Genomic DNA, 22,600 nt, shown 5'->3' with positions numbered 1-22,600 from the left:
GTGACGGTGTGACCGGGCCGACCAATCCGGCACGGACCAGTGCTCCGAACCCCGGGCATGACGAACCCGACCACCCCTCGCCGGGTCGCCGTGATCGGAGCAGGTGTCGCGGGGTTGACCGCGGCGTACCTCTGCTCGAGCGCCGCCGAGGTGACCCTCTACGAGGCCGATGACCGGCTCGGTGGGCACGCCGACACCCACAGCGTGCTCGACCCGTCCGGCCGCGAGCTCGGCATCGACACCGGCTTCATCGTGCACAACGCGCGCACCTACCCCGTGCTGCTCCGCCTCTTCGCCGAGCTCGGCGTGCCGACCCAGGAGTCGGAGATGTCGATGTCGATGGCCGACGACGTCACCGGCGTCACCTGGGCCGGGGCGCGTGGGCCCGGTGGGCTGGTGCCCTCCGGTGGCCGCCGCCTCATCCGGCACGCCCGGATGCTCGCCGAGGTCCCGCGCTTCCACCGTGCCGCGCGGGCGCTCCTCGTCTCGGGCGGGTCCGAGGACCTGACCACGCTCACCGACTTCGTGGCGCGGGAGGGCTTCTCGGCGTACCTCGTCCGGCACTTCCTCGAGCCGCTCGTCGCGGCGGTGTGGTCGTGCGACCCGGATGTCGCGGGCGACTACCCGGCGCGCTACCTGTTCGCGTTCCTCGAGCACCACGGGATGCTCGCGGTCACCGGCAGCCCGACCTGGCGCACGGTGACCGGCGGCTCGCACGCGTACGTCGACCGGGTGGCCGCCACGCTCACCGCGCGAGGCGGCCGGATCCTGCTCGGTACGCCGGTGACGGCCGTCGCCGAGACCGGCGACCGGGTCGAGGTCACCGTCCCCGACGGCACGCGGGAGAGCTACGACCAGGTCGTCATCGCGGTCCACCCGCACCAGGCCCTGGCCCTGCTCGCGGACGCGACGCCGGCGCACAAGGAGGTGCTGGGCGCGATCACCTACTCGCCGAACACCGCGGTGCTGCACACCGACACCACGCTGCTCCCCCGCGCGTCACGCCTGCAGGCGTCGTGGAACTTCCGCCGCCGCCACGAGGGTGCCGGTTCGGTGACCATCACCTACGACCTGACCCGGCTGCAGCGCCTGCCCACCGAGCAGCGCTACCTCGTCACGCTCGGCGGCGACGGGCTCGTCGACGCCGCGCACGTGATCGACACGATGGCCTACGAGCACCCGCTCTACACGCCCGAGAGCGTCGCCGCGCAGCGCCGGCTGCCCGAGCTCGACACCGACCGGGTGGCCTTCGCGGGCGCCTACCACGGCTGGGGCTTCCACGAGGACGGCGCGCGCTCCGGCCTCGCGGCCGCCGAGCGGCTCGGCCACCACTGGGCCGACACCGGGCCAGGCACAGGGTCCGGCGCATGACCGCGACCCCACCCGAGATCTACCGGACCACGATCGAGCACGTGCGACGCCGCCCGCTGCGGCGTACCTTCCGGGTTCGCTCGTGGCTGTGGGTCGCCGACCTCGACGCGCTGCCGACGTACGCCGGTCCGCTGGCGTGGCTGTGCCGCCACACCCTGGGCCGGATCGAGGCGCGCGACCACCTCGGCGACCCCGATCGCACGGTGCGGGAGAACGTGGCCCACTTCCTCGCCCTCAACGGGGTCGAGCTGGGCGACGCGCGCGTGCGGCTGGCCGCGCACCCGCGGGCGTTCGGGCACTGCTTCAACCCGATCAGCGTCTTCTGGTGCACGCGTCGCGACGGGACGCCGCTGGCGACCGTGGTCGAGGTGCACAACACCTACGGCGACCGGCACGCCTACCTGCTGCGCACCGACGACCACGGCGTCGCGGCGACGCCGAAGCTCATGCACGTCTCGCCGTTCCACGGCCAGGACGGCACCTACCGCGTCTCCGCACCCGAGCCCGCCGACCACCTCGAGCTCGCCGTCGTCCTGCGGACCGCGGACGGCGCGACGTTCCGCGCCTGGCTGCACGGCGAGCGGACCGACGGACCCGTCGACCTGCGCACGCGTCTGGCCGCCGCCCTCGTCGGCCTGCGCGACAGCGGCCTGATCCGCCTGCACGGCATCGCCCTCGTGCTCCGCGGCCTCCCGATCCACTCCCGCCCGATCCACCACCAGGAAGGTGTCCGATGACCACCACCGAGCTGCTGCCCCAGACCACCACCTCCACCTGGCGCGACCTGCCCGCTCCCGCTCCCGGCCTGCGCACGAGCGTGGGTGCGGCGGTCGCCCGCCGGCTGTTCACGGCGGCCGTCGACCGGTTGCCCGTGACAGTCCGCCTGCACGAGCACGGCGGCGTACGCGTGCTCGGCCTGGGCGGTCCGGAGATGGACGTACGTCGACCCGACGAGCTCTTCGCCCGCCTCGGCCGCGACGCCAACGTCGGCTTCGGCGAGGCCCACCTGACCGGCGCGTGGGACGCGCCGGACCTGGCCGGCTTCCTCACGGTGCTGGCTGCCCGGCTCGAGGACCTGGTCCCGCGGCCGCTGCACGCGGCCCGTGCCTTCGTGATGCCGCGGATCGCCCAGCACGACCGGGGCCGCAAGGAGGACACCCGACGCAACATCGCGCGGCACTACGACCTGTCCAACGAGCTCTTCGCGACCTTCCTGGACCCGTCGATGACCTACTCCAGCGCGTGGTTCCGCACCGACGCCTCGGGGGCACCGATCCCCGGCGATGACCTGCCCACCGCCCAGCTGCGCAAGATCGACGCGCTGCTCGACCTGGCCGGCGTGAGCGCGGGCACCCGCGTCCTCGAGATCGGCACCGGCTGGGGTGCGCTGGCGATCCGCGCCGCCGAGCGCGGCGCGACGGTGCGCAGCGTGACGCTGTCCGAGGAGCAGGCCGACCTCGCCCGCGCGCGGGTCGCGGCAGCCGGTCACGCCGACCGCGTGGCGATCGACCTGTGCGACTACCGCGCCGTCGAGGGCGAGTACGACGCCGTCGTCTCGGTCGAGATGATCGAGGCGGTCGGCTGGCGCTACTGGCCGACGTACCTCGCCACCATCGACCGCGTCCTCGCGCCGCGTGGCCGGGTCGCGATCCAGGCGATCACCATGCCCGACCACCGGATGCTCGCCACCCGCGACAACGAGACCTGGATGACGAAGTACATCTTCCCCGGCGGCTTCCTGCCCTCGGTCGAGGCGCTGGCCCGCGCTGCGCGCGCGGCGTCCACGCTGCGGCTGCGGGACGCGACGGGCTTCGGCGCGCACTACGCCGAGACGCTGCGGCAGTGGGACGCCGCCTTCACGGCGCGGGCCGACGAGGTCGAGGCCCTCGGCTTCGACGCGGACTTCCGCCGGATGTGGCACTACTACCTGGAGTACTGCCGCGCCGGCTTCGCCGCCGGCTACATCGACGTCCACCAGCTCCTGTTCACCCGCGAGGCCTGAGCGTGGGCCCGGTGCTGACCGTCGCCCTCTCCGCGGTGCTCGCGGTGGCCGTCGTGATGACCACCGCCGCGCTCTGGTCGCGGCGCCTGAGGAGGTACGCCGTCGTCGACGCCGCCTGGGGAGCGGCCTTCGTGGCGGCGGCCGTCGCGGGCGAGGTCGCCGCCGAGATCAGCGGCGCCGACAGCTCCATCCGCCGCGGGGTCCTGACGCTGCTTCTCGTGGTGTGGGGGCTGCGGCTCACCTGGCACCTCGGCACGCGGGTGCTCGGCTCGCAGCACGACGACCCGCGCTACGAGGACCTGATGGGCGGGCCGTTCGCGGCCGTGCCGTTCCGCCGGATCGTCGTCAAGGTGTTCGTCCTGCAAGGCGCCGCCGTCGCGGTCATCGCTGCGCCGGTCGTCGCCGGCCAGGCACTCGCGCCGGCCGCCGGATGGGCGTGGGCATTCGTGCCGGGCGTCGCGCTGTGGGCGCTCGGGCTGACCTTCGAGGCGGTCGGTGACGCCCAGCTCGCGGCGTACCGCTCCGATCCCGACCGCCCGCCGCTGCTGACCACCGGCCTCTGGGCCTGGACCCGGCACCCGAACTACTTCGGCGATGCCTGCGTCTGGTGGGGCCTCTGGCTGGTCGGCGGCGTCGCGAGCGGTGGCTGGGCCGCCCTCGCCACCCTGCCCGGCCCGATCCTGGTCACCTGGTTCCTCACCCTCGTCTCGGGCGCTCGGCTGGCCGACCGCCGGATGGCGGGCCGCCCCGGCTGGGAGGCGTACGCCGACCGCACCCCGATGTTCGTCCCCCGCCCGCCGCGGCACGGCCGGGCATCGGACTGACGGCCGTCGGTCCGGGCGCCGTCAGGGCGTCGACCGGCGGAGGGCGTCGTACGCCGCCAACGCGGCCACGCGCTCCTCGGCGTGGTCGACGATCGGCAGCGGGTACCCGTTCGGCGGCCCGTCGCTGCGCCGCCACGGCTCGTGGATCTCGCACGGCCCGAGCTCGCGCAGCTCGGGCACCCAGCGCCGGATGTAGTCGCCGGCCGGGTCGAAGCGCCGCGACTGCGCGACCGGGTTGAAGATCCGGAAGTACGGCGCCGCGTCGGTGCCGCAGCCCGCGACCCACTGCCAGCCGTGCTGGTTGCTGGCCAGGTCGCCGTCGACGAGGTGACGCAGGAAGTGCCGCGCGCCCTGCTGCCACTCGACCTTGAGGTCCTTGACCAGGAACGAAGCGACCACCATCCGCACCCGGTTGTGCATCCACGCCTCACCCGCCAGCTGCCGCATCCCGGCGTCGACCAGGGGGTAGCCGGTGCGGCCGGCCGCCCAGGCGTCGAGGCGCTCGGCGAGCACGTCGCCCTCGGCGTACGGCAGCCCGGCGAGCTGCGGGCGGAGGTAGTCGCGCGCGGAGGCCGGGTGGTGGTGGAGCGCGTCGGCGTAGAAGTCGCGCCAGGCGAGCTCGCTGCGGAAGGTGGTGTCCTCCGGGGCCAGGTCGGCGAGCAGGGTGCGCGGGTGGATCGCGCCGACCTTGAGGTACGCCGAGAGTCGGGATGTCGCGTCGAGGTCGGGGCGGTCGCGCTCCTCGGCGTACGCCGGCAGCCGGTCGAGCGCCACGGCCCAGGCCCGGTGCGCCGCCTCCTCCCCGGCTTCCGGCAGGGCGACGTCGCCGAGCGGCGGCTCCGCCGGCAACGAGTCCGACGGCAGCCCGCGCCAGGTCACCGCGGCCGGGTCCGAGGCGGCGGGCGCACGCCAGCCGTGGCGCAGCCAGGCGCGGAAGTACGGCGTGAAGACCTGGTACGGCGTCCCCGCGCCGGTCAGCAGCCGGCCCGGCGCCACGGCGTACGGCGACCCGGTGCGCACCAGCGGCACGCTGCCGAGCGCGGCCTCGACCCGGACGTCCCGGGCGGCGCCGTACGGACCGAGGTCGGCCGACACGTGCACCCCACTCGCCGCGGCCTCGGCCGCGACGGCCGGCACGACGTCCTCGGGCCGTCCGGAGCGCACGACCAGACCCGCGGCGCCGTGCCGGCGCAGGTCGGCGTCCAGCGCACGCAGCGAGCGCAGCAGGAAGGCGACCCGCGGCGCTCCTGAGGGCTCCAGCAGCGCCGGGTCGAGCACGAACAGCGGCACGACGCCCGAGGCCCCGGCGGCATCGGCTGCCGCCATCAACGCGGGGTGGTCGAGCAGCCGCAGGTCGCGGCGGAACCACAGCAGCCGAGCGGTCACGGAGGTGCTTCGGAGGCGCGCCGAGGACGGATGGGTCAGCTGCCCGGGGTCAGGCCCTTGCCGACCGCGACGCCCTTGCGCACGGCGTTCGCCGCCACCGAGCCGGCGGCGGCGCCGGCCGCCTTGAGCTGGTCGCCGAGCAGCTGGGCGCTGCCGAGCGGGCCGAGCAGCAGGTCGGCGCGGGCGAGCAGCCCGTCGGCCTTGTCGACCACGCCGTCGAACTCGCCGACGGTGCCGTTGAAGCCGCGCACCGAGGTGTTGAACTCGGTCAGCGCCGCGGTGAAGTCGACGAGCAGCGCGCCGAACGTGTCCAGGGTGTCGTTGAGCCGGTCGGTCGTCGCGTCCAGCTTGGCGATCGTCTGGTCGACGTCCAGCACGGTCCGCACCCGCCCGCGCTTGGCGGGCTTGGCGGGCTTGGCGGGTGCCGCCATCGAAGCGGGAGGAGCAGGGGCGACGGCCGGCGTCGCGGCCTCGGTCGCCACCGACTCGGCAGGCTCGGTCTCGGCCGACCGGGCCTCGGCCAGCCAGGCCCGCCCGACCTCGTGCTCCTGGTCGATCCCCGCGCTGGTGAGGTCGCTGATCAGCCGCTCGAGCTTGCCGGAGACGACCGGCACGCTCGCGGACACGTCGAGCTCGTAGCGCACGACGGATCCCTCCCCCTCGGGCACGACCGTGACCGTGCCCTTGATCGAGGTCGGCTTGCCGGGGGTGTCGACGACGTACGTCGCCTGCGGGCCGTCCCACGCCGCGGTGATGATCGCGCGGGTGCTGTCGCCGACGATCCGCTTGGCGAAGGCCGGCACGCCGGCGACCGCCTGCTGCTGGTCGGTGACCACCTCGACCGCACCGCCCTCGCCCGCCACGACCGTGGTCGCACTGGACAGCGCCCGCGTCGCCACCGCCACGCGGTCCCAGAACTCCGGCTCGTGGAGCATCGCGAGGACGGTGGTGACGGGGGCGTCGTAGGCGAGCGAACGCGTGAGCTGCATGCCCGCAAGTCTGCCCGAGATCAGTCCTCGGCGTGAGCGATCGCCGCTGCCACCGCGGTGTGCACGTCGGCGTTGAACACCGTCGGGATGATGTACGACGGGTTGAGCTCGGCGTCGCTGACGACGCCGGCGATCGCCGCGGCGGCGCGCAGCATCATCGTCGTGGTCACCTGCGAGGCGCGCGCGTCGAGCAGGCCGCGGAAGACACCCGGGAACGCCAGCACGTTGTTGATCTGGTTCGGGAAGTCCGAGCGGCCGGAGGCGACGACCGCGGCGTAGCGGGAGGCCTGGACCGGGTCGACCTCCGGGTCGGGGTTGGCCATCGCGAAGACGATCGGGTCGGGCGCCATCTCCGCGATCCACGCCGGCTCGAGGATGCCCGGCGCGGAGACGCCGATGAACGCGTCGGCGCCCTGGAGCGCGGCACGCAGGGTGCCGGTGACCTTGCGCGGGTTGGTCCGGACCGCGAGTGCGGCGTGTGCCTCCGAGAGCCCCGACGCCCCGTCGACCAGGCACCCCGCCCGGTCGTAGACCACGATGTCGGTGGTGCCCGCGGCGAGGAGCAGCCCCACGATCGCCGTACCGGCCGCGCCTGCGCCGGAGACCACCACCCGCGCGTCGGGCAGCGCCTTGCCGACGACCCGCAGGGCGTTGGTGAGGCCGGCCAGCGCGACGATCGCGGTGCCGTGCTGGTCGTCGTGGAAGACCGGGATGTCGAGCCGCTCGCGCAGCCGCGCCTCGATCTCGAAGCAGCGCGGCGCGGCGATGTCCTCGAGGTTGATCCCGCCGAAGCCGGGCGCGATCAGCTCGACCGCGCGCACGATCTCGTCGGTGTCCTGGGTGTCCAGGCAGATCGGCCAGGCGTTGATGCCGCCGAACTTCTTGAAGAGCGCCGCCTTGCCCTCCATCACCGGCAGCGCCGCGCCGGGGCCGAGGTTGCCCAGCCCGAGGACGGCGGAGCCGTCGGTCACCACGGCGACGGAGTTGCCCTTGATGGTGAGCCGGGAGACGTCTTCGGGCCGGTCCGCCAGCGCCTGCGCGATGCGGCCGACACCGGGCGTGTAGGCCAGCGACAGGTCGTCGCGCGTCTTCAGCGGCACCTTGGAGGCGACCTCGATGATCCCGCCGAGGTGGGTGAGGAAGGTCCGGTCCGACACCTTGTGCACCCGTACGCCGGGCACGGCCTCGACCGCGGCCTGGATCTCCGCCGCGTGGTCGGCGTCGGCCGACGAGCAGGTCACGTCGACGACGAGCCGGTCGTGGCTGGAGTCGGCCACGTCGATCGCGGTCACCACACCACCGGCGTCGCCGATCGCCGTGGCCACCGACCCGACGACCCGGTGGTCGGGGTCGGCGTACAGGCGCAGGGTGACGGAGTTGGACGACGCGGTGACGGTGCGGGACATGGTGCGATCATCAGGCCTGCGCGGGGTTACTTGGAAGTACGCCGAGTCCGGCTCGACGAGCGTGCTCACGCGGTCACCAGCGCCGGCTGCGGAGCGGCCGGGACGGCGTCGGGCTTGCCGTCGGGCTGGCCGCTCGTGGTGACGTGCTCGGGGACCGCGGTCTCGTCGTACGGCTCGGCCCCGGAGAGCACCCGGTCGAGGCGGCCGCGGTCCAGGGTGCCGGTCCAGTGGCCGACCAGCACGGTGGCGATCGCGTTGCCCGCGAAGTTGGTGAGGGCGCGGGCCTCGGACATGAAGCGGTCGATGCCGACGATGAGGCCGACGCCGTCGACCAGCTCGGGTCGGTGCGAGCTCAGGCCGCCGGCGAGGGTGGCCATGCCGGCGCCGGTCACGCCGGCCGCGCCCTTGGAGGCGATCATCATGAAGACCAGCAGGGAGAGCTGGGCGCCGATCGAGAGCGGCTGGCCCATCGCCTCGGCGATGAAGAGCGAGGCCATGGTCAGGTAGATCGCGGTGCCGTCGAGGTTGAAGGAGTAGCCCGTCGGCACGACCACGCCCGCGGTGGCGGCGTCGACGCCCGCGTGCTCCATCTTCGCGATCAGCCGCGGCAGCGCCGACTCCGAGGAGGAGGTCGACAGGATCAGCAGGAACTCACGACCGAGGTAGCCGAGCAGGCGCAGCACGTTGATCCGGGTGGTCAGCCACAGCACGGTGCCGAGCACGCCGAAGACGAAGACCGCGCAGGTCAGGTAGAAGCCGACCATCAGCAGCGCGAGGCTCTTCAGCGCGTCCGCGCCGGTGGCGCCGACGACGCCGGCCATGGCGCCGAAGGCACCGATCGGGGCGGCCCACATGATCATGGTCAGCACCCGGAAGACCAGGCGCTGCAGGTGCGCGACCCCGGTCAGGATCGGCTGCCCGGCGGAGCCCATGCCCTGCAGCGCGAAGCCCACCAGCAGGGCGATCAGCAGGGTCTGGAGGACCTCACCGGACGTCAGCGCGGAGCCCAGCGAGGTGGGGATGATGCCGAGCAGGAAGTCCGTCGTACCGCCCTCGCCGGGGGTGACCTGGGCCTGGCCCGCGGTCGCGACGGCGTCCGACATGTGCAGCCCGCTGCCCGGGTGCAGCACGTTGCCGACCACCAGGCCGATCCCGAGCGCCACCGTCGACATCGCGGTGAAGTAGAGGAGCGCGAGGCCGCCGACCTTGCCGACCTTGGCAGCGGACGACACCGACCCGACGCCGAGCACGATCGTGCAGAAGATGACCGGCTGGATCATCATCTTGATCAGGGCCACGAAGCCCTTGCCGAGCGGCGCCAGCTGTACGCCGGTGTCCGGTGCGACCAGGCCGACCACGACGCCCAACGCGACGGCCGCCAGCACGGCGAGGTAGAGATAGCTGGTCCGGTTCCGGGGAGCACTGGTGCTCACGGCGTCCTCCTTGTTCTGGGGCCGGCCCGGTGCCGGCTCTGCGGATCACCTTCGGACGGCATGTGACCGCAGTCACCCTTGTGTTCGTTGTGTTCGCGCCGTCGGTGGAAGACTCCGGCTCATGGCCCGCGCCTCCGATCCCGGACGTACCCCGCGGGCGGAGCCGTCCCTGGCGCGCCAGATGCTGGTGCTGCAGGTCCTGGTGGTGCTCCTGCTCGGAGCGGCGGCGATCGGGCTGGCGGCGTACGACGCCCATCGCGACGCGCGCAACGACGCGACCCACCGGGTGGTCGCGGTGGCGACGACGTTCGCCGACTCCCCGGACCTGGTCGCCGCGGTGCAGACGGCGCGGCCCAGCGCGAAGGTCCAACCCCTGGCCGAGGCCGTACGCCGGTCGGCGGGCGTCGACTTCGTGACGGTGATGTCGCTCGGGCTGATCCGCTACAGCCACCCCAACCCGGCCGAGATCGGCAGGCGCTTCGTGGGCGACGTCGGCTCGGCGCCCGAGGGCCGGGTCTTCACCGAGCAGTACACCGGCACGCTCGGTCCGTCCGTGCGCGCCGTCGCCCCCATCCGCGACGGCCACGGCAAGGTCGTCGCGCTCGTCGCGGTCGGCATCAAGGTCGCCACCATCGACCGCCGGCTGGCCCGCTCGCTCGTCCTGATCGTCGGTGCGGCGGCCGCGGTGCTCCTCCTCGGCCTGCTCGGCACCTGGTTGGTGGCGCGGCGTCTGCGCCGCCAGACCCATGGCCTGGGCGCCCACGAGCTCGGCCGGATGTACGAGTTCTACGCGGCCGTCCTCGGCGCGATGCGCGAAGGGTTGGTGCTCCTCGACGACGAGGGCCGGGTGCAGCTCGCCAACGACGAGGCGCACCGCCTGCTCACCCTGCCCACCGACGCCGTCGGGCGACGGTTCGCCGACCTGGGCCTGGCTCCCGGCCTCGTCGCCGCCGCCACCGGCACGACGGCGAGCAGCGACCACCTCTACGCCGCCGGCGAGCGCCTCGTCCTGGTCAGCTCCGCACCCGCGAGCTGGGCGGGCCGGGAGGTCGGCGCGGTCGTCACCCTGCGCGACCAGACCGAGCTGCGCGCCGCGACGGGTGAGCTCGAGCTGGTCCGCGGGCTGACCGACTCGCTGCACGCGCTCAACCACGAGGCCGCCAACCGGCTGCACGCGGTCGTCTCGCTCATCGAGCTCGGGCGGCCGGACGACGCCCTCGAGTTCGCGACGACCGAGCTGCAGCTCGCGCAATCGCTCACCGACCGCCTGGTGGCCGCCGCCGGCGACCCGGCGCTGACGGCCCTGCTCGTCGGCAAGAGCGCCGAGGCGGCCGAGCGCGGGATCGAGCTGACCGTCGAGGGCGAGCTGCCCCAGCTCGCCGCGGTCGCCAGCCGCGACCTCATCACCGTCGTCGGCAACCTCGTCGACAACGTCTTCGAGGCGGTCGCCGACGCAGCGCATCGCCGCGTGCTCGTGCGGTTCGGCCAGGTCGACGACACGGCGACCGTGCTGGTCGAGGACAGCGGACCGGGGCTGAGTCCCGAGCAGTCGGCGCTGGTGCTGACGCGCGGCTGGTCGAGCAAGGCCGAGGCGGGCCACGGCCTCGGCCTGGCGCTCGTGGCCGGCGTCGCCCGCCGCCACGGCGGACAGGTCACCATCGGGCGCGCCGACCTGGGCGGCGCGTCCTTCCTCGTGACGCTGTCGCTGCGATCCGCCGGGGAGGATTCGTGAGCCCAGCGCTGCCGCCGATCCGGGTGCTGGTCGTCGAGGACGACCCGATCGCAGCCGAGGCGCATGCGGCGTACGTCGAGCGCCTCGACCGGTTCGCCCTCGCCGGCGTCGCGCACAGCACCGCCGAGGCCCTGCGCCTGCTGCGGCGCGTCCCTGTCGACCTCGTGCTGCTCGACCTCAACCTGCCCGACGGCCACGGGCTGGCGCTGCTCCAGCGCTTCCGCGCCGACGGCGTCCTCGCCGACGTGATCGCGGTGACCTCCGCGCGCGACCGCGAGGTCGTCCGCCGCGCGGCGACCCAGGGTGTCGCGCACTACCTGCTCAAGCCGTTCACGTTCGCGGGCTTCCGCGCCAAGCTCGAGCAGTACGCGACGTACCGCATGCAGCTCGCCGCGACCGCCGACTCGGTCGTGCAGGGCGAGGTGGACGCGATGTTCGGCGCGCTGCACCGGCCGGCGACCCCGCTGCCGAAGGGCATGAGCGAGGAAACGCTGTCCGCGGTGCTGGCCGGCCTGCGTGACGGCGACGGCGGGATGTCCGCCTCCGAGGTGGCCGCGCGCACGGGGACCTCCCGCGTCACCGCCCGGCGGTACCTCGAGCACCTGGCCGACAGCGGCGAGGTCGTCCGGGGACACCGGTACGGCGCCGGGCGACCCGAGGTCGAGTACCGCCTCCGCTCCGCGCCATGACCCGGCGCGCGTCCGCGCTGGTCGACCCCTAGGCCATGGTTCGATGGCGCGGTGCCTGCCCGGGTCGCCGTCGAGTCGGTCCACCTGCACCCGGTGCTGGGTTCGCGCAGATCCTGAGCGAGGCTCACCCCGGGCCGCCGGGGTGGGTCAGGTCGTAGGCACGCGCGCACTTCTGCGGCACCACCATCCGCCAGGCATCGACGACCAGCTCGCGCGCCTCGGCGGGGTCGAGCGCCGCCAGGTCGGCGTGGACCCAGTTGAAGCGCAGGTCCGAGGGACGCGGCAGGGAGAACCGCGGGTCACCACCGACCAGCGCGTCCCGCTCCTCCTTGGGGAACGCGAACCCCATGACGCGCTCGTCCGGCGAGAAGCCGACGTACACGATCTGCCCGACCCGGAACCGGAGCGCACCGCGGACGTACGCGATGTAGGACCGCTCGAGCTCGGAGCCCAGCGGTCGTACGTCGTCCACCACCGCCATGCCAGCACACTAGGCGCGTGCGCCGACATCAGCGGGCGCTGGCCTCGGCGAGGTCCTTCAGGTTCAACAGCTGGCGCCGAGCCATGACGAGGTCACCGACCGACAGGGCCGTCGCCACGATCCGCGGGAAGTCACCGACGATCTTGAGGACGAGCCTCGTCCGGCGATCACCGACCGGGTGGAGCCGGTAGGTCATCACGGCTCCCATGATCCGGGCGGTGAGGTGGTCCCCGTGCCGGACGTCGACGACGCGGCCGAGTGGCCGGCCGGCCGAGGAGCTGAACGCGTCGCCGATGTCCGGGTCGTCGAGGTGCAGGAGCTCGCGTGGCGAGCGGCGACCGAGGTTGTCGATCCTGTCGTAGGAGTACGGCGCCAGCCGCAGCTGCACGATCCACGGCCACACGACGCTCGGCGGCGCGTCGATCGTCACTCCCCGCCATGCCTGCAGCGATGCGCCCGGGACGTGGTCGTCGCAGGGATAGGACGCGCGGGTCTCCTCGGTCGTGACACCCCACCGATCGCCGATCACGTGCCGCTCCGATCGTGCGGCGGCACGATGCGGGTGGCGCGGTACGTCGGTGCGACCGGGCCGAGCTGACGGGCGAGGAAGCCGTTGAAGGCGCGCAGCCGTGTCTCGTCGTCTCCCGGCATGGCCGCGACCAGCCGAGTCAGGCCGCGGTCCACCCAGGTGACCGTGGCTGCCGCACGGTCCGCGCGCGGCAACTCCTCGAGCCCGAGCGCGGCCGGGACGTCTCGGCCGGGCAGCGTCTGCACCATGTCCTCGGACAGGAGGTCGCGCACCAGGGAGGCGTGGACACGGCGAGAGACCGGGAAGATCCGTTTCATGGTCGCCAGCCCGTCGATCATCGCCGCGGTCGCGACGCGCGAGTCCTCCGTCGGCCGGTAGAGGTGGTCGCTGATCCGGGTCGCCAGCTGGAGCTGCTCGGCGTCGGTCGTGCCGAGCAGCTCGGCGCTGGCGCCCTCGATGCGTGCGATCCAGCGCCACATCAGCTTGAAGCCGGCGGCCTCATCGGGTGTCGGTCGGGCACCGAAGTGCTCCATGAGCTTGATCCGGTAGGCGCCGAAGATGTGCCCGCCGACGGCAGTGGCGGCCTGGCTGATCGGCATGCTCACCGACGTGTCCCAGCGCCCCGAGCGGAGGATGCCCAGGCGGATCTGGGTGTGCAGCAGCCGGATCCGCACCCACTCCTCCCACCGCGGGCCGCCAGGCCTCATCGCGTCGACGTCGAGAGCGCCCACGAAGCCCGACGCGGACTCCCAGAACCGTCGCCGGAAGTCCGCTCCTGGCTTGGTCATCCGCCCGGTGCTCGCCATGACCCGCGCGGTGCCGCCGTCGACGTAGGTGAAGGGCAGTGCACCGTGCAGGCTGAGCACCATCCCGAGCGGGTGGCGCAGACCGAACGAGGCTCCGGGGCGCATCGCGTCGAAGTCCGCCCATTCCGGCAGGTGCTCGACGTCGGCCAGGAACGCCTCCGCGATCGGGTCGCCTTCCCTCCTCAGCCGCCGGGTGGTGGCGAGGATGTCTCCGCCCATCAGCTTGCGGTCGCGCAGGCGTCCGATGAGCGCCTCGGCGAGCGGGTCACCGACGTGGTCCCAGGCCTCGACGTCGACCTGCTCCGGCGGTCGATGAGCCGTGCAGCCGGGCGTGGCAGCGCGTTCACGGACCGCCTCGATGCGCTCGGCCAGGTCGGTGTACGAGGGTGTCGCTGCTCTGTGCTCCATGGCGGCCTCCGCAAATCAATCTTGACAACGACTAGATTCGTCGGACCGGTCGAACTTGTCAATGGCTAGTTCTCGGTAGGCTGCCGCCATGACGAAGAAGCCGTACCACCACGGTTCGCTGCGCGAGGCAGTGATCGCCGCCGCCGTGGCCGAGGTCGAGGCGGTCGGCGCAGCCAGCGTCAGCCTCCGCGAGATCGCGCGGCGCGCGGGCGTCTCCCACGCTGCACCGGTGCACCACTTCGGCGACAAGACCGGCCTCTTCACCGCCATCGCCACCGAAGGTTTCCGGCTGACGACCGAGGCCGTCGCACCGGTCGCGGTGGGGCCCTACGGGTTCCTCGACGGCGGAGCGGCGTACGTGCAGTTCGCGATCACCCACCCCGGCTACTTCGAGGTGATGTACCGCCCGAGGCTCTACCGCACCGATGACCCGGAGCTCGTCGAGGCCAGGGAGACCGCCTTCGCCGTGCTCGACGGCAGCGGCGCTGCCCTCGCCGAACGATGGGACGTCGACGACGCTCCCGGCCTGGTCCTCACCGGCTGGTCGATGGCGCACGGCCTGGCCACGCTCTACCTGGCCGGCAACCTCGAGGACCGCCTCGGCGCCGACCTGACCAGCATCAGCCAGCACCTGAGCGCCGGGATCATCGCGCTGGGCAAGGTCACGGAGCACCGCGCCCAAGGGAGCTGAGGGCGACGTCCGCACCCCATGCCGACGCGCGTACCGGCGTCAGTGAGCCATGTCGACGAAGCGGGAGTAGTGACCCTGGAAGGCCACGACGATGTCGCGGGTGGCGCCGTTGCGGTGCTTGGCGACGATCAGGTCGGCCTCGCCGGGGCGGGTCGACTCCTTCTCGTAGACGTCGTCGCGGTGCAGCAGGATCACCATGTCGGCGTCCTGCTCGATCGAGCCGGACTCACGCAGGTCGGACATCGCGGGGCGCTTGTCGGCGCGCTGCTCGGGACCACGGTTGAGCTGCGAGAGCGCGATGATCGGGACCTCGAGCTCCTTGGCGAGCAGCTTGATCTGGCGCGAGAACTCCGAGACCTCGAGCTGACGGGACTCGACCTTCTTGCCCGAGCTCATCAGCTGGAGGTAGTCGATGACCACGAGCTTGAGGTCGTGCTTCTGCTTGAGCCGGCGGGCCTTGGCCCGGATCTCGGTCATCGTCATGTTGGGCGAGTCGTCGATGAACATCGGCGAGGAGGACACCCGCGAGACGTTGCGCGCGAGCCGCTCCCACTCCTCGGTCGACATCTTGCCGTTGCGGATGTGGTTGAGCGCGACCTTCGCCTCGGCCGAGAGCAGACGCATGACGATCTCGGCGCGCGTCATCTCCAGGCTGAAGAAGACGCTGGTCAGGCCGTTGCCGATCGAGGCCGCACGGCAGAAGTCCAGCGCGAGGGTGCTCTTGCCCATGGCGGGTCGCGCCGCCACGACGATCATCTGGCCGGAGTGCAGACCGTTGGTCAGGTCGTCGAAGTCGGCGAAGCCGGTGGGTACGCCGTACACCCCCGCGTCCCGGTTCTCGATCGCCTCGATCTCGTCCAGGACGCTGTCCATGATGTCGCTGAGCGGGACGTAGTCCTCGGACTTGCTGCGGTTGGTGACCTTGTAGATCTCCGCCTGGGCCTCGTTGACGATCCCGTCGACCTCGCCCTCCTCGGCGTAGCCGATCTGGACGATGCGGGTGCCCGCGTCGACGAGCCGGCGCAGGATCGCCTTCTCGTAGACGATCTCGGCGTAGAAGCCGGCGTTGGCCGCGATCGGGACGTTGGCCGCGAGCGTGTGGAGGTACGCCGCCCCGCCGATCTTGGACAGCTCGCCGCGCCGCTGCAGCTCGGCGGCCACGGTCACCATGTCGACCGGCTCGTTGCGGCCGTAGAGGTCGAGGATCACCTCGTGGATCGACTCGTGCGCGGGGCGGTAGTAGTCGTTGCCCCGGATCTGCTCGATGACGTCGGCGATGGCGTCCTTGGAGATCATCATCGCGCCGAGCACCGACTGCTCGGCGGCCATGTCCTGCGGCGGCGTACGGCCGATGGGACCGCTCGACGGAGCGTTTCCGGGCTCGTAGGCGGCCGGACCGTCACCCCACTGCTCGGGCTCCCACTCCTCGGCCGCGCTCACCGCCACACTCCCCCTCGCCCCCGGCCAGACGGCCGGATCGAAACTCGCTGCTCACGATAGGTTCGAGCACCGACAGGGTCGGCAACAAGCCCTGACGGGCCCGTTGTCCACAGGGCCTGTGTATAACCCGGCCGGCCCCGTGGACGACACGCACGAACGGTGTGCACGGACTGGGGAGAAGGGTGTGGACAGGATGCCGCTGATGCCGACCACATGCCCCCTGACCTGGGGTTTTGTCGATCCACAGCTGTGGAAGGCAAATAGTCGGGGCCGGTTCGGGTTCACCGGGACGTCACCGCACGCTCGCCGTGAGGTCGCCGTACCGGCCTACCACGGGTACCGGACATACCCCCGGTATCCACAGGGTCACCCCAGTTATCCACCGGTGTCATGAGGGTCCTCTCACGTCTCCGCCCGCTGCCGAGCGGTGAGGACCGCGAGATGCTGCGGCTGGCGGTGCCGGCCTTCCTCGCCCTCATCGCCGAACCGCTCTTCCTGCTCGGCGACGCCGCCGTCGTCGGTCACCTCGGCACTCGCGAGCTGGCCGGCTTCGGCCTGGCCGGCACCGTCCTGCAGACCGCCGTCGGGCTCTGCGTCTTCCTGGCCTACGGCACCACGGCCGCGGTCGCCCGCCGGGTCGGCGCCGGCTACCGCCGGGCCGCGCTCCACCAGGGCGTCGACGGCCTGTGGCTCGCCGTCCTCATCGGCGTGCCGACCAGCATCGCCGTCGCCCTCGCCGCCCACCCCCTGGTCGCGCTCTTCGGCGCGCACGCCGCGATCGCGGACGCCGGTACGACGTACCTCCGCATCGCAGCCGGCGGCATCACCCCGCTCCTGGTCGCCCTCGCCGCGACCGGCGTGCTGCGAGGCCTGCAGGACACCCGTACGCCGCTCCTCGTCGCGGTCGTCGCGAACGTCGCCAACATCGCCCTCAACGTCGTCCTCGTCTTCGGGCTCGGCCCGATCCACCGGTTCGGCCTGGCCGGCTCGGCGCTCGGCTCGGTCATCGCCCAGCTCGGAGCGGCAGCCGTCCTCGCCGCGGTCGTCGCCCGCGCCGCACGGTCCGAGGGCGCCCGCCTGCGCCCCGACCGGAGCGGGATCCTCCGGGCCGCCCGCGCCGGCGTACCCCTGCTGGTGCGGACCCTCACGCTGCGCGCCTCGCTGCTGGTCACGACGTACGCCGTCGTCCTGGCCGCCCACGGCGGCGACGGACCCATCGCCACCCACCAGCTCGCGACCACGATCTGGGGCTTCCTGGCGTTCTCGCTCGACGCGATCGCGATCGCCGCCCAGGCCATCATCGGGCGCCACCTGGGCAGCGGCGACGTAGCCGCGACCCGCAGCGCCACCGACCGGATGATCCGTTGGGGCGCCGGCTCCGGGGTCGTCACCGGGCTGTTGCTGGCGGCCAGCGCCCCCTGGCTCGGCGCGCTGTTCACCAGCGACGCGAGCGTGCGCGCGGCACTGGTGCCGGTGCTGCTGGTCGCCGCGCTGCTGCAACCGGTCGCCGGCGTCGTCTTCGTCCTCGACGGCGTGCTCATCGGCGCCGGCGACGGCCGCTACCTGGCCCGCGCCGGCCTGATCGTGCTCGGCGGCTACGCTCCGCTGGTGCTGTTGGCCGGTTCCCTGTCGCTCGCCCTCGCCTGGATCTGGCTGGTCTTCGGGACCCTCTTCATGGGCGGCCGCCTGGTCACGCTCGTACGCCGGGCACGGGACGACGCCTGGCTGGTCACCGGGATCGCCCGATGAAGCCGCTGCAGTGGATCGGCTTCGGCCTGCTGATCGTCGGCGCCAAGGCGACCCTCCACGGCGGCTACGACCTGCTCGTCGACCCGGTCGGCTGGCTCCTGGTCCTCGTCGGCGTACGTCGCTTCGCCTCGGTGACGACGCCGCGCCAGGCCCGCCTGCTCGTGGCGATCGCCGTCGTCGCGCTGCTCTGCTCCGGGCCCTTGTGGTGGCCCGACACCCGGCACGCGCTCGAGGACGCCGATCCGGCCGTCCTGTGGAGCGTCAGCCTGGCCGAGCTCGCCTTCCAGCTGCTGCTCTGCCACGTCCTGGCCAGGCGGGCGTGGGCGGCCCACGACGAGGGGCCCTCGATGGGCCTGCGGCTCTGCGAGGTCGGCCTCGCCGGCGGCATCATCGCGCCGATCGTCTACTACACCGCCGAGCAGGGCTGGCTCAACGGCGTCGCCGCGCTCGGCCAGATCGTCCAGCTGGCCGTGATCGTGCTGTGCTTCGTGTTCTCGGGGCGGACTTGGGCGGGTGCAGGTTCCCCAAGGGATGCAGCCGAACCTCCGCTTCCCTAGCGTTGCAACCACTGGGAAGCGCCGGTTTCCCTGCATCCCTTGGGAAACCTGCAGCACCAGCCGACCCCCGAGAACGCCGAAGCGGCCGGCCCCCGAGGGGACCGGCCGCCTACGCGGTGATCAGTTGATCAGGCCGAGACGACGCTCAGCGCGACGGAGGCCGAGACCTCGTCGTGCAGCTTGACCGACACGGCGTGGTTGCCCAGCGCCTTGATCGGGGAAGCCAGCGCGATGGTGCGCTTGTCGATCGGCTCGCCAGCGGCCTCGCCGAGGGCGGAGGCGATGTCGGCAACGGTGACGGCGCCGAACAGGCGGCCTTCCTTGCCGGCCTTGACCTTGACCTTGACGGCCGAGCCCTCGAGCTTGGCCTTCAGCTCCTGCGCGTGCGCCACGTCGCGGACCGAACGGGCCGCGCGGGCGGCCTTGATCGAGTCGGCCTGGGACTGGGCGCCACGGGTCCAACGGATGGCGAGGCCCTGCGGGACGAGGTAGTTACGGCCGTAGCCGTCCTTGACCTCGATCACGTCACCGGCGCCACCGAGGCCGTCGACCTCCTGGGTCAGGATGATCTTCATATCTGCTCTCTCCTCTTTCCGGTGTCGCTCAGCGACCCGCGCCGGTGTACGGCAGCAGGGCGACCTCGCGGGCGTTCTTCACAGCCATCGCGATGTCGCGCTGGTGCTGGACGCAGTTGCCGGTCACGCGACGCGCGCGGATCTTGCCGCGGTCGGAGATGAACTTGCGGAGGAGAGCGGTGTCCTTGTAGTCGACACCGGTCGCCTTCTCCTTGCAGAACTGGCAAACCTTCTTCTTGGGCTTGCGAACGACTGCCTTAGCCATTGTGGTGCTCCTCCTTCAGAGCCCGGCGGTCCCAGTCACGGACCGCCGGAATGGTAGGTGAAATGAGTTGGATCAGAACGGGGGCTCGGAGTCAGCCACACCAGGCGCGGCCCACGGGTCGTTGGCGGGAGCACCGCCACCGAAGCCGCCACCGGACTGAGCCGGAGCAGCGCCCCACGGGTCGTTGCCACCAGCAGGCGCGCCGCCGCCGGACGGGGCGCCGCCGTACTGCTGGCCACCACCCTGTCCACCGGAGGAACGACCAGCACGCGCGACCTTCGCCGTCGCGTAGCGCAGGGACGGACCGACCTCTTCGACGTCGATCTCGAACACGGTGCGCTTCTCACCCTCGCGGGTCTCGTACTGCCGCGACTTCAGACGACCCTGAACGACGACCCGCATGCCCTTCTGGAGGGACTCGGCCACGTTCTCGGCCATCTGCCGCCACACCGAGCAGGACAGGAACAGCGCGTCGCCGTCCTTCCACTCGTTGCTCTGGCGGTCGAAGGTGCGCGGCGTCGACGCGATCCGGAAGTTCGCCACGGCCGCACCCGAGGGGGTGAAGCGCAGCTCCGGGTCGTCGACGAGGTTGCCGACGACGGTGATGGTGGTCTCGCCTGCCATGGATGTCTCCTGAGATTCCGTTCGAGTGATCGAGCTGCCTTGATCGTGTCCTACGCCACCGACAATAGGTAGGCGCTGTCCACAGGCTCCCGATCATGGGAACCGCGAACTGACCAGAGGTCAGTTGGCGGCGCGCAGCACCTTGGTGCGAAGAACGGCCTCGTTCAGACCGAGCTGACGGTCGAACTCGTCGACGGTCGCCGGCTCAGCCGTGATGTTGAGGATCGCGTAGATGCCTTCGGCGTTCTTGTTGATCTCGTACGCGAGACGACGGCGACCCCAGATGTCCACGTTGTCGACGGTGCCACCGTCGCCACGGACAACATTGAGGTACTTGTCGAGCGACGGCTGAACCGTCCGCTCGTCGAGGCTGGGGTCGAGGATGACCACGACTTCATACTTGCGCAAAGCGGTCTCCACCTCCTCTGGACTTGGCGGCCACGGACTTTCCGCGGCAGGAGGGCTTCGCGGCGCACCCCTCCAGGAAGGAGGAGGTGAACCGTCCGGGGTCCGCACCCACCATTCGGGTACGTAAATCCGGACAGGGCAGGCTAACAGCGGCCGGGACGGCGTACCGAATCAACGGGTCCCGGCGCCGCCAGCGGTCACTGGAAGGTGCCCGCACCCGTCGCCACCGGGCGCCCGGCGACGGTGACCGTCGCCGTGGCGGAGGCCGGCGGATCCCCCTTGAACGTCAAGGAGAGGTAGATGCAGGTCTTGCCGGAGCCGAGGCCCCACGGCTTGGTGCCGCCCGCCAGCTGGTTGCCGGCGTCGTCGACGGCGGTGATGGACACGTCGGTGCCGTCGGCCATGCCGGTCACGGTGAACTGCATGTAGACGGTGTCGCCTGCGTGGACGCCATACAGCTGCGAGGGGCTGCTCGGGCTGCTCGTGCCGGCGCAGTGGGTCTGGCTGGTCGCCCACTCGTTGGCGACCACGCTCGCGCTGGAGCTCGGCGGGGTCGAGGGGCTCGGCGAGGACGGGCTGGAGGGCGAGCCCTCGTAGTACGGCGAGACGTACGACGGGTCGCCACCCTTCTTGGCCAGGTCCAGGATCGCCTTGGCCAGGGCGACGGGTCGGATCAGCGCCGATCCGCCGGTGAACTCGCCCGCGTGGCCCTGGGCCGTGGTCGCGGTGATGACCGCGTCGTTGACGCCGATCAGCTCACCCTTGTCGTCGATCGAGGCTCCGCCGGAGTTGCCCGAGCCGATCCGGACGTCGCTGTCGATCCAGGCGCGCTGGGTGTCGAGCTTCGGGTCGGGCTCGAAGGTCGCCACGACACCCTTGGTGACGGTGAGCGAGGGCTTGAGCCGATCGCCGTCGGAGCCGAGGCTCGCCAGCGCCGGGAAGCCGAGCGCGGTGATCTCGTCGCCGGTGGACAGGTCGTTGCTGTTGCCGATCGGGATCGGCTCGGGGAGCTTGCCGCGCAGGTCGCCGGGCTTGATCGGGTTGCCGTCGGCGTCGGAGGTGATCTGCAGGACCGACATGTCCAGGACGCCGTCGGTCACGACCGGCTTCGCGCGGTACGCCGCCTCGACGGGCTTGTCGTCCTCGGGCGAGGTCAGCGCGATCAGCAGGTGGTCGGGTGCGGGCTCTCCCGTCTGCTGGCCCTGGGCCTCCGGGTCGCCGACGTGGGCCGCGGTGAGGATCAGGCCGGTGTCGCTGATGATCGCGCCCGAGCCGGTGTACTCCGGGGTGTCGTCGGCATCGGCGCCGATGATGAAGACGCTGGCGCGCTTGGCGCGCTCGAGCCCGCTGCTGTGGTTGCTGTCGCCACCGCCGCTGAGGGCGGCGGTCAGGCCGATGCCGCCGCCGACCAGCACCAGGCCGGCCAGCACGGCCGACCCGACCAGCAGCCCCTTCTTGCGGCGCTTGCGGGCGAACCCCCGCTGCGCCGTCGCGGCGTCGACGGCCGGGATGACCTCGATCTCGTAGCCCGCGGTCGGGTGGCCGAGGGTCAGGGTGGTCGGCTCGGTGATCCGCTTGTTGGTGACGCGGTCGCCGTCGACGTCGTACGTCCCGCCGGTGGAGCGGTCGGAGTACCACCAGCCGTCCGGACGCGGCTCGATGACGGCGTGCTGGCGCGAGACCGCCTCGTCCTCGATCGTCATCTCCAGGCCGGGCTCGCGGCCGATCCGCACGGGGCGGCCGGGCGGGAAGCGCAGCTGCTGGTTGTTGTCGCGGATCATCAGGCCGGGGCCTCCGCCGTACCCCTCCCGACCGGGCTGGCCCGCCGACGGGACCCGGGTGACGTCCAGGCCCGGCGCCGGCAGGTTCGGGATCGCGGAGATCGGGCGGGCCGAGGAGACCGGTGCGGGCGGTGCCTGCGGCGCGGGCGGGGTGACCCCGACCAGGCTCAGGCCGATCGTCTCGCCGCTGTGGTCGTCGCCCAGGCGCAGCGCGACCGGGGCGCCGAGCAGGAACGACTGGACGCGGCGGTCGCCGACCCAGGTCCCGGCGCTGCTGCCGACGTCGACGACCTCCCAGCCGCTGCCCTGCGAGCGCACCTCGAGGTGGCGGCGCGAGACCGACTGGCGGTCGACGACGACATCCGAGCCGGCGTCGCGGCCGATCCGCACCACCGCCGGCTCCTCGAACGTCCAGCTCTGCCCGGACATGGCGATGCGCAGGGTCGTCATGAGC

Annotated in this window: 22 protein-coding genes; 9 read left to right on the top strand and 13 right to left on the bottom strand. The window is 72.4% G+C overall.

Annotated features, from left to right (window positions below; all coding sequences use genetic code 11):
- Positions 1-57: 57 nt before the first annotated feature.
- The 4 genes from ACYVJ3_RS09040 to ACYVJ3_RS09025 are packed head-to-tail and all read left to right on the top strand — an operon-like array spanning position 58 to position 4,197.
- On the top strand, positions 58-1,371 hold the full coding sequence (locus tag ACYVJ3_RS09040; RefSeq protein WP_460852569.1) for an NAD(P)/FAD-dependent oxidoreductase: 1,314 nt from the start codon (positions 58-60) through the stop codon (positions 1,369-1,371).
- Complete coding sequence (locus ACYVJ3_RS09035; RefSeq protein ID WP_460852567.1) at positions 1,368-2,108, top strand: DUF1365 domain-containing protein; 741 nt, start codon at positions 1,368-1,370, stop codon at positions 2,106-2,108. The genes ACYVJ3_RS09040 and ACYVJ3_RS09035 overlap by 4 nt, the downstream gene beginning before the upstream one ends.
- Positions 2,105-3,373 (top strand): class I SAM-dependent methyltransferase, encoded by a 1,269-nt coding sequence (locus ACYVJ3_RS09030; RefSeq protein ID WP_460852566.1) that lies wholly within the window; start codon positions 2,105-2,107, stop codon positions 3,371-3,373. The genes ACYVJ3_RS09035 and ACYVJ3_RS09030 overlap by 4 nt, the downstream gene beginning before the upstream one ends.
- 11 nt (positions 3,374-3,384) lie before the next feature.
- The gene (locus ACYVJ3_RS09025) at positions 3,385-4,197 is read left to right on the top strand and encodes a DUF1295 domain-containing protein (RefSeq protein ID WP_460852565.1); all 813 of its coding nucleotides are present in this window, start codon (positions 3,385-3,387) and stop codon (positions 4,195-4,197) included.
- A 21-nt stretch (positions 4,198-4,218) separates the two neighbouring features.
- Here the strand turns inward: ACYVJ3_RS09025 and ACYVJ3_RS09020 are convergent, their stop codons facing one another.
- The 4 genes from ACYVJ3_RS09020 to ACYVJ3_RS09005 all read right to left on the bottom strand — a co-directional run bounded on the left by ACYVJ3_RS09020 (position 4,219) and on the right by ACYVJ3_RS09005 (position 9,411).
- Entirely contained in the window at positions 4,219-5,583 is a 1,365-nt protein-coding gene (locus ACYVJ3_RS09020; RefSeq protein ID WP_460852563.1) for a cryptochrome/photolyase family protein, read from the bottom strand.
- A 35-nt stretch (positions 5,584-5,618) separates the two neighbouring features.
- Positions 5,619-6,572 carry a DUF2505 domain-containing protein gene (locus ACYVJ3_RS09015; RefSeq protein ID WP_460852562.1) on the bottom strand — a complete coding sequence of 318 codons (954 nt, stop codon included), beginning with the start codon at positions 6,570-6,572 and terminating at the stop codon, positions 5,619-5,621.
- Positions 6,573-6,592: 20 nt separating this feature from the next.
- Positions 6,593-7,978, bottom strand: coding sequence for a malic enzyme-like NAD(P)-binding protein (locus ACYVJ3_RS09010; protein WP_460852561.1), 1,386 nt, complete (start codon positions 7,976-7,978; stop codon positions 6,593-6,595).
- 65 nt (positions 7,979-8,043) lie between these two features.
- Positions 8,044-9,411, bottom strand: a complete 1,368-nt coding sequence (locus ACYVJ3_RS09005; RefSeq protein WP_460852560.1) for a cation:dicarboxylate symporter family transporter — start codon at positions 9,409-9,411, stop codon at positions 8,044-8,046.
- Between the two features lie 121 nt (positions 9,412-9,532).
- Here ACYVJ3_RS09005 and ACYVJ3_RS09000 point away from each other — a divergent pair, with 121 nt between their 5' ends.
- Both ACYVJ3_RS09000 and ACYVJ3_RS08995 read left to right on the top strand, forming a co-directional pair.
- The gene (locus tag ACYVJ3_RS09000) at positions 9,533-11,143 is read left to right on the top strand and encodes a sensor histidine kinase (protein ID WP_460852559.1); all 1,611 of its coding nucleotides are present in this window, start codon (positions 9,533-9,535) and stop codon (positions 11,141-11,143) included.
- Positions 11,140-11,832, top strand: a complete 693-nt coding sequence (locus ACYVJ3_RS08995) for a response regulator (protein WP_460852558.1) — start codon at positions 11,140-11,142, stop codon at positions 11,830-11,832. The genes ACYVJ3_RS09000 and ACYVJ3_RS08995 overlap by 4 nt, the downstream gene beginning before the upstream one ends.
- A 124-nt stretch (positions 11,833-11,956) precedes the next feature.
- Here the strand turns inward: ACYVJ3_RS08995 and ACYVJ3_RS08990 are convergent, their stop codons facing one another.
- The 3 genes from ACYVJ3_RS08990 to ACYVJ3_RS08980 are packed head-to-tail and all read right to left on the bottom strand — an operon-like array spanning position 11,957 to position 14,056.
- Positions 11,957-12,313, bottom strand: a complete 357-nt coding sequence (locus ACYVJ3_RS08990) for an MmcQ/YjbR family DNA-binding protein (protein ID WP_460852556.1) — start codon at positions 12,311-12,313, stop codon at positions 11,957-11,959.
- A gap of 28 nt (positions 12,314-12,341) precedes the next feature.
- Complete coding sequence (locus ACYVJ3_RS08985) at positions 12,342-12,842, bottom strand: SRPBCC family protein (protein ID WP_460852555.1); 501 nt, start codon at positions 12,840-12,842, stop codon at positions 12,342-12,344.
- The gene (locus tag ACYVJ3_RS08980; RefSeq protein WP_460852553.1) at positions 12,839-14,056 is read right to left on the bottom strand and encodes a hypothetical protein; all 1,218 of its coding nucleotides are present in this window, start codon (positions 14,054-14,056) and stop codon (positions 12,839-12,841) included. The genes ACYVJ3_RS08985 and ACYVJ3_RS08980 overlap by 4 nt, the downstream gene beginning before the upstream one ends.
- 88 nt (positions 14,057-14,144) lie before the next feature.
- Here ACYVJ3_RS08980 and ACYVJ3_RS08975 point away from each other — a divergent pair, with 88 nt between their 5' ends.
- Complete coding sequence (locus ACYVJ3_RS08975; RefSeq protein ID WP_460852552.1) at positions 14,145-14,747, top strand: TetR/AcrR family transcriptional regulator; 603 nt, start codon at positions 14,145-14,147, stop codon at positions 14,745-14,747.
- A 39-nt stretch (positions 14,748-14,786) separates the two neighbouring features.
- Here ACYVJ3_RS08975 and dnaB read toward each other — a convergent pair whose 3' ends face one another.
- On the bottom strand, positions 14,787-16,187 hold the full coding sequence (gene dnaB / locus ACYVJ3_RS08970) for a replicative DNA helicase (RefSeq protein WP_460852550.1): 1,401 nt from the start codon (positions 16,185-16,187) through the stop codon (positions 14,787-14,789).
- A 390-nt stretch (positions 16,188-16,577) separates the two neighbouring features.
- Here dnaB and ACYVJ3_RS08965 point away from each other — a divergent pair, with 390 nt between their 5' ends.
- Together ACYVJ3_RS08965 and ACYVJ3_RS08960 are read left to right on the top strand one after the other, a co-directional pair.
- Entirely contained in the window at positions 16,578-17,936 is a 1,359-nt protein-coding gene (locus tag ACYVJ3_RS08965) for an MATE family efflux transporter (RefSeq protein ID WP_460852549.1), read from the top strand.
- Complete coding sequence (locus tag ACYVJ3_RS08960; protein ID WP_460852547.1) at positions 17,933-18,493, top strand: hypothetical protein; 561 nt, start codon at positions 17,933-17,935, stop codon at positions 18,491-18,493. Before ACYVJ3_RS08965 ends, ACYVJ3_RS08960 begins: the two co-directional genes overlap by 4 nt.
- A gap of 128 nt (positions 18,494-18,621) precedes the next feature.
- On the opposite strand, the gene rplI is transcribed toward ACYVJ3_RS08960, so the two are convergent.
- The 5 genes from rplI to ACYVJ3_RS08935 all read right to left on the bottom strand — a co-directional run bounded on the left by rplI (position 18,622) and on the right by ACYVJ3_RS08935 (position 22,596).
- Entirely contained in the window at positions 18,622-19,068 is a 447-nt protein-coding gene (rplI, locus tag ACYVJ3_RS08955; protein ID WP_460852545.1) for a 50S ribosomal protein L9, read from the bottom strand.
- Positions 19,069-19,096: 28 nt separating this feature from the next.
- Entirely contained in the window at positions 19,097-19,333 is a 237-nt protein-coding gene (rpsR, locus tag ACYVJ3_RS08950; protein ID WP_460852544.1) for a 30S ribosomal protein S18, read from the bottom strand.
- A 72-nt stretch (positions 19,334-19,405) separates the two neighbouring features.
- A complete protein-coding gene (locus tag ACYVJ3_RS08945) occupies positions 19,406-19,957 on the bottom strand; it encodes a single-stranded DNA-binding protein (protein WP_460852541.1) in 552 nt (183 codons plus the stop codon).
- A gap of 120 nt (positions 19,958-20,077) precedes the next feature.
- On the bottom strand, positions 20,078-20,365 hold the full coding sequence (rpsF, locus tag ACYVJ3_RS08940; protein ID WP_460852539.1) for a 30S ribosomal protein S6: 288 nt from the start codon (positions 20,363-20,365) through the stop codon (positions 20,078-20,080).
- 197 nt (positions 20,366-20,562) lie between these two features.
- Positions 20,563-22,596 (bottom strand): FHA domain-containing protein, encoded by a 2,034-nt coding sequence (locus ACYVJ3_RS08935; protein WP_460852536.1) that lies wholly within the window; start codon positions 22,594-22,596, stop codon positions 20,563-20,565.
- Positions 22,597-22,600 lie beyond the last annotated feature (4 nt).

Source organism: Nocardioides montaniterrae, from assembly GCF_054782655.1.
The sequence above is the reverse complement of the archived record's forward strand: the minus strand, read 5'-3'. Positions and strand labels throughout refer to the sequence as shown.